At 59.5% G+C, this 14542-nt stretch carries 12 protein-coding genes; 7 read left to right on the forward strand and 5 right to left on the reverse strand.

Annotation, left to right across the window (positions count from 1 at the left end):
* The first annotated feature begins 47 nt into the window (after window positions 1-47).
* From ACI77I_RS14330 to ACI77I_RS14350, 5 genes are all read left to right on the forward strand, one after another.
* Window positions 48-1211 carry an EAL domain-containing protein gene (locus tag ACI77I_RS14330; RefSeq protein WP_094951873.1) on the forward strand — a complete coding sequence of 388 codons (1164 nt, stop codon included), beginning with the start codon at window positions 48-50 and terminating at the stop codon, window positions 1209-1211.
* 72 nt (window positions 1212-1283) lie between these two features.
* Window positions 1284-2615 carry a deoxyguanosinetriphosphate triphosphohydrolase gene (locus ACI77I_RS14335; protein ID WP_094951872.1) on the forward strand — a complete coding sequence of 444 codons (1332 nt, stop codon included), beginning with the start codon at window positions 1284-1286 and terminating at the stop codon, window positions 2613-2615.
* A gap of 173 nt (window positions 2616-2788) precedes the next feature.
* The gene (locus tag ACI77I_RS14340) at window positions 2789-3184 is read left to right on the forward strand and encodes a response regulator (protein WP_094951871.1); all 396 of its coding nucleotides are present in this window, start codon (window positions 2789-2791) and stop codon (window positions 3182-3184) included.
* A 255-nt stretch (window positions 3185-3439) separates the two neighbouring features.
* On the forward strand, window positions 3440-4066 hold the full coding sequence (locus ACI77I_RS14345) for a response regulator transcription factor (protein ID WP_094951870.1): 627 nt from the start codon (window positions 3440-3442) through the stop codon (window positions 4064-4066).
* An 8-nt stretch (window positions 4067-4074) separates the two neighbouring features.
* The gene (locus ACI77I_RS14350) at window positions 4075-7710 is read left to right on the forward strand and encodes a transporter substrate-binding domain-containing protein (RefSeq protein ID WP_242155146.1); all 3636 of its coding nucleotides are present in this window, start codon (window positions 4075-4077) and stop codon (window positions 7708-7710) included.
* A gap of 24 nt (window positions 7711-7734) precedes the next feature.
* Here the strand turns inward: ACI77I_RS14350 and ACI77I_RS14355 are convergent, their stop codons facing one another.
* Together ACI77I_RS14355 and ACI77I_RS14360 are read right to left on the reverse strand one after the other, a co-directional pair.
* Window positions 7735-8217 carry a GAF domain-containing protein gene (locus ACI77I_RS14355; protein ID WP_094951868.1) on the reverse strand — a complete coding sequence of 161 codons (483 nt, stop codon included), beginning with the start codon at window positions 8215-8217 and terminating at the stop codon, window positions 7735-7737.
* Window positions 8214-9104 carry an ATP-binding protein gene (locus tag ACI77I_RS14360; RefSeq protein WP_094951867.1) on the reverse strand — a complete coding sequence of 297 codons (891 nt, stop codon included), beginning with the start codon at window positions 9102-9104 and terminating at the stop codon, window positions 8214-8216. The genes ACI77I_RS14355 and ACI77I_RS14360 overlap by 4 nt, the downstream gene beginning before the upstream one ends.
* A 165-nt stretch (window positions 9105-9269) precedes the next feature.
* Between ACI77I_RS14360 and ACI77I_RS14365 the strand changes: the two genes are divergently transcribed.
* Window positions 9270-11579 carry a response regulator gene (locus ACI77I_RS14365; protein ID WP_094951892.1) on the forward strand — a complete coding sequence of 770 codons (2310 nt, stop codon included), beginning with the start codon at window positions 9270-9272 and terminating at the stop codon, window positions 11577-11579.
* On the opposite strand, the gene ACI77I_RS14370 is transcribed toward ACI77I_RS14365, so the two are convergent.
* The 3 genes from ACI77I_RS14370 to msrB all read right to left on the reverse strand — a co-directional run bounded on the left by ACI77I_RS14370 (window position 11533) and on the right by msrB (window position 13116).
* The gene (locus tag ACI77I_RS14370) at window positions 11533-12024 is read right to left on the reverse strand and encodes a MarR family winged helix-turn-helix transcriptional regulator (RefSeq protein ID WP_406997811.1); all 492 of its coding nucleotides are present in this window, start codon (window positions 12022-12024) and stop codon (window positions 11533-11535) included. The two genes, ACI77I_RS14365 and ACI77I_RS14370, sit on opposite strands and share 47 nt — an antisense overlap.
* Window positions 12021-12506 carry a glutathione peroxidase gene (locus ACI77I_RS14375; RefSeq protein ID WP_094951865.1) on the reverse strand — a complete coding sequence of 162 codons (486 nt, stop codon included), beginning with the start codon at window positions 12504-12506 and terminating at the stop codon, window positions 12021-12023. Before ACI77I_RS14375 ends, ACI77I_RS14370 begins: the two co-directional genes overlap by 4 nt.
* 217 nt (window positions 12507-12723) lie before the next feature.
* On the reverse strand, window positions 12724-13116 hold the full coding sequence (gene msrB / locus ACI77I_RS14380) for a peptide-methionine (R)-S-oxide reductase MsrB (RefSeq protein ID WP_094951864.1): 393 nt from the start codon (window positions 13114-13116) through the stop codon (window positions 12724-12726).
* A gap of 202 nt (window positions 13117-13318) precedes the next feature.
* Here msrB and ACI77I_RS14385 point away from each other — a divergent pair, with 202 nt between their 5' ends.
* Window positions 13319-14530, forward strand: coding sequence for a pyridoxal phosphate-dependent aminotransferase (locus ACI77I_RS14385; protein WP_017136168.1), 1212 nt, complete (start codon window positions 13319-13321; stop codon window positions 14528-14530).
* The last annotated feature ends 12 nt before the right edge of the window (window positions 14531-14542 follow it).

Raw genomic sequence — 14542 nt, forward strand, 5'->3', positions numbered from 1 at the left:
CACTGAGGGCCGGGCCTTTTTTTCGCCGACGTTTTTAAGGAGGCCCCGTGATCGACGGGCAACCGCTCGCCTGTTTCCAGCCATTTATCGACACTGCCACTGGGCGCATCGCCGGCGTCGAGGCCCTCGGCCGCCTGCGCCAGGCGGATGACAGCTTGCAGTCGGTCGGCCCACTGTTCGCCGACCGACGCACGCCTGGTGTGGCTTTGCGCCGCCTCGACCGGCAGATCCGCGACAATGCCTTGAGCCGCCTGCACGAGGCGCCCGAAGACTGGTTCCTCAGCCTGAACATCTCCCCACGCTGGATCAACCGCCTGCGTCCCGGCCAAGCCTTGCCCAGCTTGAAGCAGGTGCATGCGCACGGCGTTGACCCGCAGCGCATAGTGTTCGAGATCACCGAACTGGGCGGCGACATCCAGCGCCTGGCCGACGTGGTGGCGCGTTATCGCGAGGCCGGAGCACGCATCGCCATTGATGACTTCGGCGCCGGCTATTCGCAGCTCGACCGGGTGCTGGCGTTGCAGCCAGATATTCTCAAGTTGGACATGCGCCTGTTCCAGGAAGCGGCCAAGGGCGGGCCGAGCAGCGAGGTGGTACGGGCACTGGCGCAAATGGCCGAAAAGACCGGCTGTTGGATCATCGCCGAGGGCGTGGAAACCGAGGCACAGTTGAGCTTCGCCCTGGAATGCGGCGCGCGCTACGTACAGGGCTATCTGTTTGCCCAGGCGCAGTTAGACTGGTTTTCCGCCGATGCCTTCGTGGCGCGCTTTGCCCAACTGCGCACGGTTTACGTAAAGCAAAAACTCGCCGAGCGCGGCCGTATCATGCAGTTGCGCCTGAAACTGGCCGAGCTGATGAAGATCCTGCAGGCTTGGGCACAGGGCCAGGCGCCGCTTGATCAATTACCGCAATTGCCGGACTTCCCCTGGTTGCTGCGTTTTTACCAGTGCGACCGCCATGGCACTCAACTCACGCCCAACTTCGAATGGCGCCAGGACGCCTGGCAGGCCGACAGCCGTTACCTGGGGCATAACTGGTCGTGGCGGCCCTACTTCTATCATTTGCTCGCCGAAGGCTGGGAGGAACGACGCCTGACGCTGTCCTCGACCTACCGAGATGCCACCACCAACCAGTATTGCCTGACCGCCGGACAATTCTTCAATAACGGTCAGCGTTTGCTGTTAATCGATATTGATGCGGTCGGCCTGTAGATTTTCGCTTGCTCCGCCAAGGCGGAACCGGGAAGCTGGGCGGTGTCATTCACCACACGGAGAGCACCCGCCTTGGATTGGCCCACCCTGCTTAACCGCGAACGTCTTGGAAAGCCCCTGCATAGCCCGGAAGAACTGGGCCGCAGCCCGTTCCACAAGGACCACGACCGCATTATTTTCTCTGGCGCGTTCCGCCGCCTGGGCCGCAAGACCCAAGTGCACCCGGTGTCCAGCAACGACCATATCCACACCCGCCTGACCCACTCCCTGGAAGTCAGCTGTGTGGGCCGCTCCCTCGGCATGCGCGTGGGCGAAACGCTGCGCAGCGCCCTGCCCGACTGGTGCGACCCGAGCGACCTGGGCATGGTGGTGCAATCGGCCTGCCTGGCCCATGACATTGGTAACCCACCGTTCGGGCATTCCGGTGAAGATGCCATTCGGCACTGGTTCCAACAGGCGGCGGGTCGTGGCTGGCTGGATGACATGAGCACCGCCGAGCGCAATGACTTCCTCAATTTCGAAGGCAATGCCCAAGGCTTTCGCGTACTGACTCAGCTTGAATACCACCAGTTCGACGGTGGCACCCGGCTGACCTACGCCACCTTGGGCACCTACCTGAAATACCCCTGGACCGCCCGTCACGCGGACTCGCTGGGCTACAAGAAGCATAAGTTCGGCTGTTACCAGAGCGAGCTGCCGATCCTTGAGCAGATCGCCAGTAAGCTCGGCCTTCCACAGCTGGAAGAACAACGCTGGGCCCGTCACCCGCTGGTTTACCTGATGGAGGCGGCAGACGATATCTGCTACGCCTTGATCGACCTCGAAGACGGCCTGGAAATGGAGTTGCTGCAATATGCCGAGGTCGAGTCATTGCTGCTCGACCTGGTGGGCGACGACCTGCCTCAGACGTACCGGCAGCTGGGTTCCCAGGACTCGCGCCGACGCAAGCTGGCGATCCTGCGTGGCAAGGCCATCGAACACCTGACCAATGCCGCCGCGCGGGCCTTTGTCGAACAACAGGATGCCTTGCTCGCCGGCACGCTCCCAGGCGATCTGGTGGAGCACATGCATGGCCCCGCCAAGCGTTGCGTACTGGATGCCAAGGACATGGCCCGCAAGAAAATCTTCCAGGACAAGCGCAAGACCCTGCATGAAATCGGCGCCTACACCACGCTGGAAATCCTCTTGAACGCCTTTTGCGGCGCAGCGCTGGAGCAGCATGGCGGGCGCACGCCGTCGTTCAAGAACCGGCGCATCCTCGACTTGCTGGGTAACAGTGCACCTAACCCGCACGGGTCGTTGCACGCCTCGTTCCTGCGCATGATCGACTTTATCGCCGGCATGACCGACAGCTACGCCACCGAGATGGCACGGGAGATGACGGGGCGTTCCAGCCCACAGTGAACAGACTGGTCACGCCGCCTGTTGCCCGAACAGATTTTACCTACGACGGGAACAGAGCGGCCTGATCGAATTCGCACAGCCACTCAAGGAATAATCGCGCACGCTTCTGGCGGACCTGGCGAGTAATTCCTACGCCCTACCCCATCGACGCTTGACTGACACGTGTGCCTCTTATGCCCAGACTCGCTCTTCGAATCCTATTGGTGGAGGATCACCCCTTTCAGCTCCTGGCCACTCAGTGCCTGCTCAACAGTTTCGGTTTTAACCAACTGAGCCTCGCCGAAAATGCTGAACAGGCCATCCGCGTAATGTCACAGTCCGAGGCGCCCTTTGACCTCATGCTATGCGACCAATGCCTGCCTGATTTACCTGGGTTGGAACTGGTGGAAATCGCCAGTCGGCGACACTTTATAAGGGGCGCGATTCTACTGAGCGGGCTGCCTCTTGCGGAACTGTCTAACCTGACCACCCAAGCCTTGCAACGCAACCTGCCACTGCTTGGCTATTTATTAAAACCCCTAAACAAAGACGAACTGGCAACGTTAATTGCGCCACTACTCCATTTATAAATGTAGGACTTTAAACGCGCCCACTTACGAAAGATCACCTGAAAACCTCAGCTAAACCCCTCGCACCGCTCCTGAATGCATGATTCCAATAATTGCTTACACCTACCGACACAAAGCCTTACCAGCCGGTGGGCAGTTACCTTTTTTTATGTAGGAATTCTCTTGTTTTATACCTACTCCCTCCAAGGCTCATGCTCCTCCCTCATCTTCTGAGCTAATGTGCCCGCTTTATTTGCACTTGCATGGAATGTGATTATGAACACAGTTTTTATCATTGATGACCACCCCGTTATCCGGTTGGCAATTCGGATGTTGTTGGAACATGAAGGTTATAAAGTCGTCGGTGAAACGGACAACGGCTGTGATGCAATACAAATGGTTCGCGAATGCCTGCCGGACCTGATCATCCTGGATATCAGTATTCCTAAACTTGATGGCCTCGAGGTACTGTGCCGATTCAACGCCATGAGCACATCCATGAAAACCCTGATTCTCACCGCCCAAAGCCCGACGCTGTTCGCCACGCGGTGCATGCGCTCGGGCGCCGATGGCTATGTGTGCAAGGAAGGTGACCTGAGCGAGCTGCTGAGCGCCATCCGCGCGGTGCTCTCCGGCTACAACTATTTCCCCAGCCAGGCATTGAATGCCAATGGCACCGACGGCAAGGATTACCTGGAACTTGAATTATTCAAGACGGTAAATGACCGAGAACTGATGGTCTTGCAACTTTTTGCACAAGGTCGCACCAACAAAGAAATAGCCAAAGGCATGTTCTTAAGTAACAAGACAGTAAGCACTTACAAAAAAAGGCTGATGCAAAAACTTAAAGCCAAATCCTTGGTAGAACTTATCGAGATGGCAAAACGAAACGCGCTAGTGTGAGAAAGCGGATGCCCAGGTGTATAAAGGACTATCTAATTATATTAATCGCCGGCGTGTGCTTCAGCACTGCTGTGCCCGCGAGCACTCAAGCCGGCCCGGAACACTTCACCTTATTGAGCCGTGCGGGTGCCGTTCAACTGGATCTTCAACTGGACAAGGCTCAGCGTCAGTGGCTACAGAACAAACGCGAGCTGGTGCTGGGCACCTCGGCACCTGATTACCCGCCCTTCGATCTCACCTCCAGCGGCCGTGACTATGAGGGCCTGACCGCCGATTACGCGGGGCTGCTGGCCAAAGCCCTGGCGATGCCGGTCAAGGTTGTGCGCCACCCCTCGCGAGAGGCGTCGATACATGCCCTGGAAACGGGCGAAATTGACTTACTGGGCTCCTCCAATGGCTTTGAGGCCGCCAACTCGAACCTCATCCTGTCGCAGCCGTACGCGGTGGATCAGCCTGTACTGGTGACCCGCGAGGGCGAAACACGCAGCTTGAGCGACGGCCTGGCCGGTCTGCGTTTGAGCCTGGTCTACCACTACCTGCCGCTCAACGAAGTGGAAAAGATGTACCCGCAAGCACAAATTCGCGCCTATCCCTCGTATCAAAACGCCTTGAATGCGGTGGCTTTCGATCAGGCGGATGTGTTTCTCGGCGACACCATTTCTACCCATTACATGATTAACAAGGGCTACCTGAAGAACATCCGCATGGCCAACTTCGGCAAACATGAAGCCTATGGTTTCAGCTTTGCGTTGCGCCAGGACCAACACATTCTCCTCGGTATCGTCGACTCGGTGCTGGCCGCCGTGCCCATCAACGAGCGGGACAGCATCGCCAAGCGCTGGAGCGCCGGCAGCGATATCTTGCTGACCGACAAAAAGCTGCAGTTGACGCAGCGCGAAGAGCGTTGGCTGAAAGAGCATCCGGTGGTGAACGTCGTTGTAAACGAGACCTTCGCGCCCCTGACGTTCTTCGATGCCGACGGCAACTTTCGCGGCATCACCGCAGACCTGCTGGAGCTGATCCGACTGCGTACCGGCTTGCGTTTCGAAATCCAGCGCAGTCGCGAAGTCAACGCGATGATCGAACAGGTCGTCTCCGGCAAAGCCGATATCATTGGGGCCATCGCGCCGAGTGCCGAAAGAGAAGCCCAGCTCAGTTTCAGCCGCCCCTACCTGGAAAACTCCTACGTCCTGCTGACCCGTAAAGAGCCCAACGCGCCCTCGAACCTGGAGCAGATGGCAGGCATGCGCCTGGCAATCACCGAAGGCAACCCACTGGAAAAAACCTTGCGCGAGGATTTTCCATTGATTCACCTGGTGCAAGTCAGTGACACCTTCAAGGCCTCAGAACTGCTGGCCCAGGGGAATGTAGACGGGGCGGTGAACTCGCTGGTGATCGCCAACTACTTCCTGTCCTCGCAAGTGTTCCAGGACAAGCTGCAGATCAGTTCCAGCATCGGCACCCTGCCCGCGACATTCGCCCTGGCAACGCCGCGCCGCGCCGTCGAACTGAGTTCAATCCTGGACAAGGCGCTATTGAGCATTGCGCCAGACGAAATGGGCGTGATCAACAGTCGCTGGCGCGGTTACACCGCTGCCTCCGACAGTTACTGGCGCAATTACCACCAACTGATCGCACAAATCATCATCGGTACGGGGCTGTTGTTGCTGATTTCCCTGACCTGGAACGCCTACATGCGCCGCCAGATCAAGCAACGGAAGATGGCCGAGCGCGCCCTCGGCGACCAGTTCGAATTCATGCGCGCACTGGTCAACGAAACGCCGCACCCGATCTATGTGCGTGATCGCAAGGGGCTGCTGCAAACCTGCAATGACAGTTACCTGCAGGTGTTCGACGTCAAGCGCGAAGAGGTGATCGGCAAAAGTGTTGTCCAGATGGACATGGCCCTGGAGTCGGAGGCGGCGCAGTACCACGCCGACTACCAACGGGTAGTGGTCGAAGGCAACCCGTTGATCCTTGATCGCACCCTGCATATCCAAGGTAAAAAACTGACGATCTACCATTGGATCCTGCCCTATCGCGACTCGGTCGGCGAAGTGCAAGGCATCATCGGCGGCTGGATCGACATCAGTGAGCGGCGTCAGCTGTTCGACGAACTGCGCGCCGCCAAGGAACGCGCCGACGAAGCCAATCGCGCCAAAAGTACCTTTCTCGCCACCATGAGCCATGAAATCCGCACGCCGATGAACGCCGTGATCGGTATGTTGGAGCTGACCCTCAAGCGCGCCGACCAGGGCCACCTCGATCGCCCGGCTATCGAAGTGGCCTACAACTCGGCCAAGGACCTGCTGGAGCTGATCGGCGACATCCTGGACATTGCGCGCATCGAGTCCGGCCGTCTGAGCCTGGCCCCAGAGCGCGTGAACCTGCGGGAGGTGATCGAATCGGTGGTGCGCGTCTTTGATGGCCTGGCCCGCCAGAAAACCCTCAGCCTGCTACTTGAGTTCGACCCCGTTCTCGACGACACCGCCGTGCTGATCGACCCCTTGCGCTTCAAGCAGGTGCTGTCCAACCTGGTCAGCAACGCCATCAAGTTCACCGAACGCGGGCAGGTGAAAATCAAGGTACAAGTGCAAGCCACCGAGCTGCCGCAAGAAATCCAGATGAAACTGGTGGTCGAGGACACCGGCATCGGCATCAGCCGAGACGACCAATTGCGGCTGTTCGAGCCCTTTGCCCAGGCCGACAACTCCGGGCACTTGGCCAGGAGCGGCGCAGGCCTTGGGCTGGTGATCTGTCGCAGCCTGTGCGCGATGATGGGTGGGCAACTGAGCCTGAGCAGCGTGCCGATGGTCGGCACGCAGGTTCATGTCAGCCTGAAGATGACGCGCCTGCAGCCGGTCGAGGTGGTGGACGAACTCAAGTCGCAGGCGCCCACCGCCACGCCGGTCCTCAATGTGCTGGTAGTGGACGACCACCCGGCTAACCGCCTGTTGATGTGCCAGCAATTGGGTTACCTGGGGCATCAGTTCACGGCCGCCCAGCACGGCGCCGCCGGGTTCCAGGCCTGGCGCCAGGAGCGCTTCGACCTGGTGATAGCCGACTGCAACATGCCCGTTATGAATGGCTACGAGTTGAGCCGCTCGATCCGTGAATACGAGCATCGAGAGCAATTGGCGCCTTGTGTGGTTCTCGGTTTCACCGCCAATGCCCAACCCGAGGAGAAACACCGCTGTGCGCAAGCGGGCATGAACGATTGCCTGTTCAAACCTATCAGCCTCACGGCACTGGAGCAGCAACTGGCGCAGATCAAGCCTCAAGCTGCGGGCTTGCTGCTGGACCTGGGCTGCCTGGACGCGTTGACCGGTGGCGATCCGCTATTGAGCCGTCGCCTGCTGGAGGAACTGTTAAGCAGCAGCCGTCAGGACCGCCAGGAACTGGTCGCCCTCCTGGCTCAACAGGCCTCGCCCGAGCAGATCATTGAGCAAGCCCACAAGATCAAGGGCGCTGCCCGGATCGTTCAGGCCGGCCCGCTGGCAGCGCAATGCGAAGCACTCGAGCAGGCCTGTGCCCGCAGCGATGATCGCGCCATGATCGAGGCGTACGTGAAGTCCCTGGAAAAACTCATGCTGGAACTGGAGAGGACGCTGCAAGTGCAACTCCATAATCTGGCCAGCCACTAACCGAGGCTGGCCCCTCCTCACTCATCAGCAGTCGGTCAAACGCAGGAAAATTGCCGCCAACTGCTCGATACCCGCCTGGTCCTGAAGGCTGAAACGGGCCAGCGACGGGCTGTCCAGGTCCAGCACGCCGATCAACACGCCGTCCTTGACCAGCGGCACCACCAGCTCGCTGTTAGACGCGCTGTCACAGGCGATATGCCCGGGGAATGCGTGAACATCTTCCACCCGCTGGGTTTGCCGCGATGCCGCTGCAGCCCCGCACACCCCACGCCCGAACGGAATGCGCACACAGGCGATCTGGCCCTGGAACGGGCCAAGCACCAGCTCTTCATTACGATTGAGGTAGAAGCCTGCCCAGTTCAGGTCGTCCAGCTGGTTGAACAGAAACGCAGAAAACTGCGCACTGTTGGCAATGAAATCGCGCTCATCGGCCAGCAGCGACTCCAACTGCGCGCACAACATGGCATAGCCGTCCAGGCCGGTGCCGGCCTGTTGTAAATCGATCATGGTTGACGCTCCAACAACTTGAGACCCACCCAGTAACGGGCGAATTGATACGCGCAACGGCCGTTGCGGTTGCCACGCCCGGTGGCCCAACGCACGGCAAGAATGTCGAGAGCTTCATCGCGCTGCCATTGCAAACCCGACTTGCTCGCCAGTTCGCCGATCCAGTGCTCGACCACCTTCAGGAAGTGTTCCTGGCTAAATGGGTAAAACGACAGCCACAGGCCAAAACGGTCGGACAAGGCGATCTTGTCTTCCACCGCCTCACTGGGGTGCAACTCGCCATCCACTCGCTTCCAGTTGTCGTTGTCGCTCTGGTTTTCCGGCACCAGGTGACGACGGTTGGAGGTGGCATACAGCAACACGTTTTCCGGCGCCTGCTCCAGCGAGCCGTCCAGCACGCTCTTGAGCACGCGGTAATCGCCTTCCCCGGCCTCGAAAGACAGGTCATCACAGAACAGGATGAACCGCTGCGGCAGCTTGAGCAGTTGCTCGACCACCCGCGGCAGGTCAGCCAAGTGATCACGCTCGATTTCAATCAAGCGCAAGCCGGCCTTGGCGTGCTGGGCAAGCAGTGCGCGTACCATCGACGATTTGCCGGTACCGCGTGAGCCCCACAGCAGCGCATGGTTGGCGGGCAGGCCATCGAGAAATTGTTGGGTGTTGCGAGCCAATTGCTCGCGTTGCTTGTCTACGCCAATAAGGTCGGACAGACGCATGTCCAGGCTGACTTCCAGCGGCAGCAAAAAGCCGCTGCGGCCTTCGCGCTGCCAACGGGCGGCGAGGCAATGGTTCCAGTCGATGGCGTGGCGTGGTGCAGGTAACAGCGGTTCCAAGCGAGCAAGTACTGCATCGGCCCGCTCAAGAAAGGCATTCAATCGAGAATCCACGATTATTCCTCTGGCAAGTTCTTGCAAAAGATGGCGTATTGGCAACCCTGCGGGCAGACCGCACAAGGCTGCGTAAAAAAACGATTCATGCCGGTCAAGCCAGAGCCTGTGGATGTTCAGCTATGCTTGCCGGGCGAAGGGAAACGTAAAGTGGTTCAACACCCGATGGATATCAAGTTCGCCCACCGCTTGTCTTATAAACAAGCTCAATTGACTGTGCTGGTCGGTTTCGTCTTGGGAACCTTGCTCAGTCTGATCCAAATCGGCATTGATTATGCCAGCGAAGACGCATCCATCAACCGTGAAATACGCTCACTGATCGAAATCAGCCATAACCCTGCCTCACGTATTGCCTACAACATCGACGCCGAACTTGCCCAGGAATTGACCCTGGGCCTGCTGCACTCCCCGGCGATCATCCGTGCACAACTGGTCGACAACAATGGCGTGGTGCTGGCCGATGTCGATCGCCCGCGCAAGGAAAGCACCTACCGGCCGATCAGCGACTTTCTATTCGGCGCCAACCGTCAGTTCGAAGACCGGTTGTTCCTCAAACATATGCCCAACGATTCCCTCGGTGTGCTGCGCCTGGACGTCGACACCTACGCCTTTGGCAGCCGTTTCCTGCACCGTGCCGAGATCACCCTGCTCAACGGCTTTGCCCGCAGCCTGCTGCTGACCGGCATCCTGCTAGGCCTGTTCTACGTGATGCTGACCCAACCGCTGGTGCGCGTTATCCGGGCACTGAGCACCCGCAAGCAGGCCCATCTGGATTGTCCGCCGGGGCACGAGAACGATGAAATCGGCGTGCTGGTCAGCGTCGCCAACCAGCAGTTCGAAAACATGGAGACCGAGATCCAGCAACGCCGCCACGCCGAAGACCGCCTCACCGAATACTTGGGCCAACTGGAAGACATCGTCTCTGCGCGCACCCTAGAACTCAAGGCCAGCAACCAACGCTTGAGCCAATCCAACGATGAACTGGAGGCGGCAAAATTGACCGCCTTGGGCATGGCCCAGGCGCGAGCTGCGTTCCTGGCCAATATGAGCCACGAGATTCGCACGCCGCTCAATGGCTTGCTGGGGATGATCGCGCTGTCACTGGACAGCACGCTGAACGCCGAACAGCGCCAGCAGCTGTCCATCGCTCACGATTCGGGCAAGGTGTTGGTGGAGTTGCTCAACGACATCCTCGATCTGTCGAAATTCGACGCCGGCCAGTTGGAACTCGAGCACATTCCCTTCGACCTCGGCTCGCTGGTAGAAGACACCGCCAACCTGCTGTCGCAGAACGCCGCGCCGAGTGTCGAGTTGACCTGCCTGATCGACCCGCTCTTTCCCGCCCAGGTGATTGGCGACCCGACACGGGTACGCCAGATCGTCAGCAACCTGCTCTCCAATGCCTTGAAGTTCACCCGCTTTGGCCGCGTGGATGTACGCCTCAGCGCCCACGATGGCCGGGTGAAAGTCGAAGTGTGTGACACCGGCATCGGCATTGCCCTGGAAGCGCAGGTCAAGATATTCCAACCGTTCACCCAGGCGGGCGCGGGTATCACTCGCCAGTTTGGCGGCACGGGACTGGGGCTGGCGCTGACGCACAACCTGTGTGACGCAATGAAAGGCCGCTTGAGCATCAGCTCGGAAGTCGGCTTTGGCAGCCAGTTCTGTGCCGATCTGCCGCTGCCCACGCATTTGCCCGCAGCGCGGCAGGCGCCGCTGGCCGGTGAAGTGATTGTCATCACCAGCGCCGGCAGCGGCCTGACGGAATTGCTCACCACCTTGCTGCCCCATTGGGGGCTGGCCCCGCGTGTCTATTCCCAAGACGATGACTTGAGTGGGCAAAATCCCGACCTGCTGATCACCGATTGCCCGGAGTGCCTGTTCCGCCTGCGCCCGGCGATCAGCGCGCCGATTCTTCTGGTCACCTCGTATGGCAACTTCATGCCCAGCGAAGAAGTCGCGGCCCTGGCGCCATTGCAGCAACAGGCGCGCCCGCTGAGTCGCAACGCGCTGTACCAGATCCTGCAACGCAACTTGCGCAGCGACGCGCAACTGATCCTCGACACCCTCCAGATGGAAGCCGCGCCCTTCGCACACCGGGCGTGCATCCTGCTGGTGGAGGACAACCCGGTCAATCAGCTAGTGGCCAAGGGCATGCTCAGCAAGCTGGGGTGCGAGGTGATTGTGGCGGCCCATGGTGGCGAAGCGCTCAAGCTCCTCGAGGAACAGCGTTTCGACATGGTGTTGATGGACTGCAATATGCCGGTGATGGACGGCTATGAGGCCAGCCGGCAGATTCGTCGCAGCGGGCGCTGGCCGGACCTGCCTATCGTCGCGTTGACCGCCAACGCCTTGCCGGAGGAGCGCGAGCGTTGCCGGGCCGCCGGAATGAGTGATTACCTGGCCAAGCCGTTTCGCCGCGAAGAACTCAAGGCTTTGCTGGATCTGTGGGTGCCGCAGACGACAAGCCTTTGATCTGCGCCAGCAACTGATCGAGGCCATCGCGCAAGGCATCGGCCTGGTTCAGGTCGATGCCGCTGTCGCACAACAGCCGGGTCTTGAGGCCATGGGTTTGGTCGCGCAATTGCACGCCGGCCGGGGTCAAGCTCAAGTGCACTTCCCGCTCATCGCGCGCGCTGCGTTGGCGCCGCACCCAGGCAAGCTGTTCAAGGCGCTTGAGCAGCGGCGTCAGCGTGCCCGAATCGAGCATCAGCCGCTCCCCCAACGCCTTGACCGTAGGCTGCGGCGGGGTTGCGTCGTGCCATTCCCACAACACCAGCATCACCACGTATTGCGGGTAAGTCAGGCCCAACTGTTCGAGCATCGGTTTGTAGGCGCGTGTCACCGCCCGCGATGCGGCGTAAAGCTTGAAACACAGCTGATCGTCCAAGGCCAGGGACACAGTGGGGGCGTCGATCATTTGAGCAGGGCTTCAATCTCTTGGGTCAGGTCCTGGGGCTTGGTGGTCGGGGCAAAACGCTTGACCACCTGGCCATCGCGGCCGATCAGGAACTTGGTGAAATTCCACTTGATACCTTTGGAACCCAGCAACCCAGGCGCTTGTTTTTTAAGCTGCACGAACAACGGGTGGGCCTCGCTGCCGTTGACGTCGATCTTTTTGAACAGCGGGAAGCTGACGCCGAAATTCAACTCGCAGAACTCGGAAATCGCGCCTTCGTTACCCGGCTCCTGCTTACCGAACTGGTTGCAGGGAAAACCCAGCACCACCAGGCCCTGGTCCTTGTACTGCTGCCAGAGGTGTTCAAGACCTTTGTATTGCGGGGTGAAGCCACATTTGCTGGCGGTGTTGACCACCAAAATGGCCTTGCCGGCGAAATCGGCTAAGGTCTTTTGCTCACCCTTGAGGGTGGTACACGGGATGCTCAGCAGGTTGTCGCTCATGGCAGTGCCTCGAATAAAGGGGAAGACACAGAAAGATAGTAGGCAATTCAATTGCACGCAATTTAATTGATCGGATTGATGATGCGTACTCGGTTCAAATGTGGAAGCCGGGCTTGCCCGCGATGCAGGCACCTCGGTCTCTCAGTTGCTCCGAGGTGCCTGCATCGCAGGCAAGCCAGCTCCCACACACGTCCACATTGGGTAGGTGTTGCCTGCCCTAGCGCGGGACGAGGTCCAGGCACACCGAGTTGATGCAGTAACGCAGGCCCGTCGGCGGCGGGCCGTCCGGGAACACGTGACCCAGGTGCGCATCGCACTTGCCGCAGGTGACTTCGGTGCGGATCATGCCGTGGCTGACGTCGCGGATCTCGATCATCGCGCTGCCGGCAATCGGCGCGTAGAAGCTCGGCCAGCCGCAGCCGGAATCGAATTTGGTCTTGGAGTCGAACAGTGGCTCATTGCAGCAAATGCAGTGGTATATGCCATCTGTCTTGGTGCCATTGTACTTACCGCTGAAAGGTCGCTCGGTGCCCTTGAGACGGCACACGTTGTACTGCTCTGGATCGAGCATCGCCTTCCATTCATCAACGGTTTTCTGCAACTTTTCCATCGGTACACCTCGGCAACTGAAAAACCCTGATCTGTGTCTTTTCCATGGATCAGGCGGCACGTATGATTGCGCCTCTTCAAAACGCCAGTCTGGCACCCGCGCTATCGGCATTCAAACGTATTTATGGGTGCAGGCCTCGCAGGATTCACAGTACGGTAGTGTCCACACCGTCTGGATCGTTCATTTTCAGGATCACATCGCCATGCAGGTCAGCAAATCGAACAAGCTCGCCAACGTCTGCTACGACATTCGCGGCCCAGTGCTCAAGCACGCCAAACGTCTGGAAGAGGAAGGCCATCGCATCCTCAAGCTGAACATTGGCAACCCGGCGCCCTTTGGTTTCGAAGCGCCGGACGAAATCCTCCAGGATGTGATCCGCAACCTGCCGACCGCCCAGGGCTACAGCGACTCCAAAGGCCTGTTCAGCGCGCGTAAAGCCGTGATGCAGTACTACCAGCAAAAGCAGGTGGAAGGTGTCGGCATCGAAGACATCTACCTGGGCAATGGCGTGTCCGAGCTGATCGTGATGTCCATGCAGGCCTTGCTCAACAACGGCGACGAGGTGCTGGTGCCGGCGCCCGACTACCCGCTATGGACCGCCGCAGTGACCCTGGCCGGCGGCCACCCGGTGCACTACCTGTGCGATGAAGGTGCCGACTGGTTCCCGGACCTGGCCGACATCAAGGCCAAGATCACCCCGAACACCAAGGCCCTGGTGATCATCAACCCGAACAACCCAACCGGCGCTGTGTACTCCAAGGAAGTGCTGCTGGGCATGCTTGAACTGGCACGCCAGCACAACCTGGTGGTGTTCTCCGACGAGATCTACGACAAGATCCTCTACGATGACGCCGTGCACATCTGCACCGGCTCCCTGGCGCCGGACCTGCTGTGCCTGACCTTCAATGGCTTGTCCAAGTCCTACCGCGTGGCGGGTTTCCGCTCCGGCTGGATCGCCATCTCGGGCCCCAAGCACAACGCCCAGAGCTACATCGAAGGCATCGACATGCTGGCCAACATGCGCCTGTGTGCCAACGTGCCGAGCCAGCACGCGATCCAGACTGCGCTTGGCGGCTACCAGAGCATCAACGACCTGGTATTGCCCCAGGGCCGCCTGCTGGAACAGCGCAACCGCACCTGGGAGTTGCTCAACGCGATTCCGGGTGTCAGCTGCGTGAAACCCATGGGCGCACTGTATGCGTTCCCACGGATCGACCCGAAAGTCTGCCCGATCCTCAACGACGAGAAGTTCGTGCTCGACCTGCTGCTGTCGGAAAAGCTGCTGGTGGTGCAGGGAACCGCGTTCAACTGGCCGTGGCCGGATCACTTCCGTGTGGTGACGTTGCCGCGTGTGGATGACCTGGACATGGCCATTGGTCGCATCGGCAACTTCCTCAAGTCCTATCGCCAGTAACGCATGTGACGC

The organism is Pseudomonas sp. D47, from assembly GCF_045447305.1.
GTDB lineage: Bacteria > Pseudomonadota > Gammaproteobacteria > Pseudomonadales > Pseudomonadaceae > Aquipseudomonas.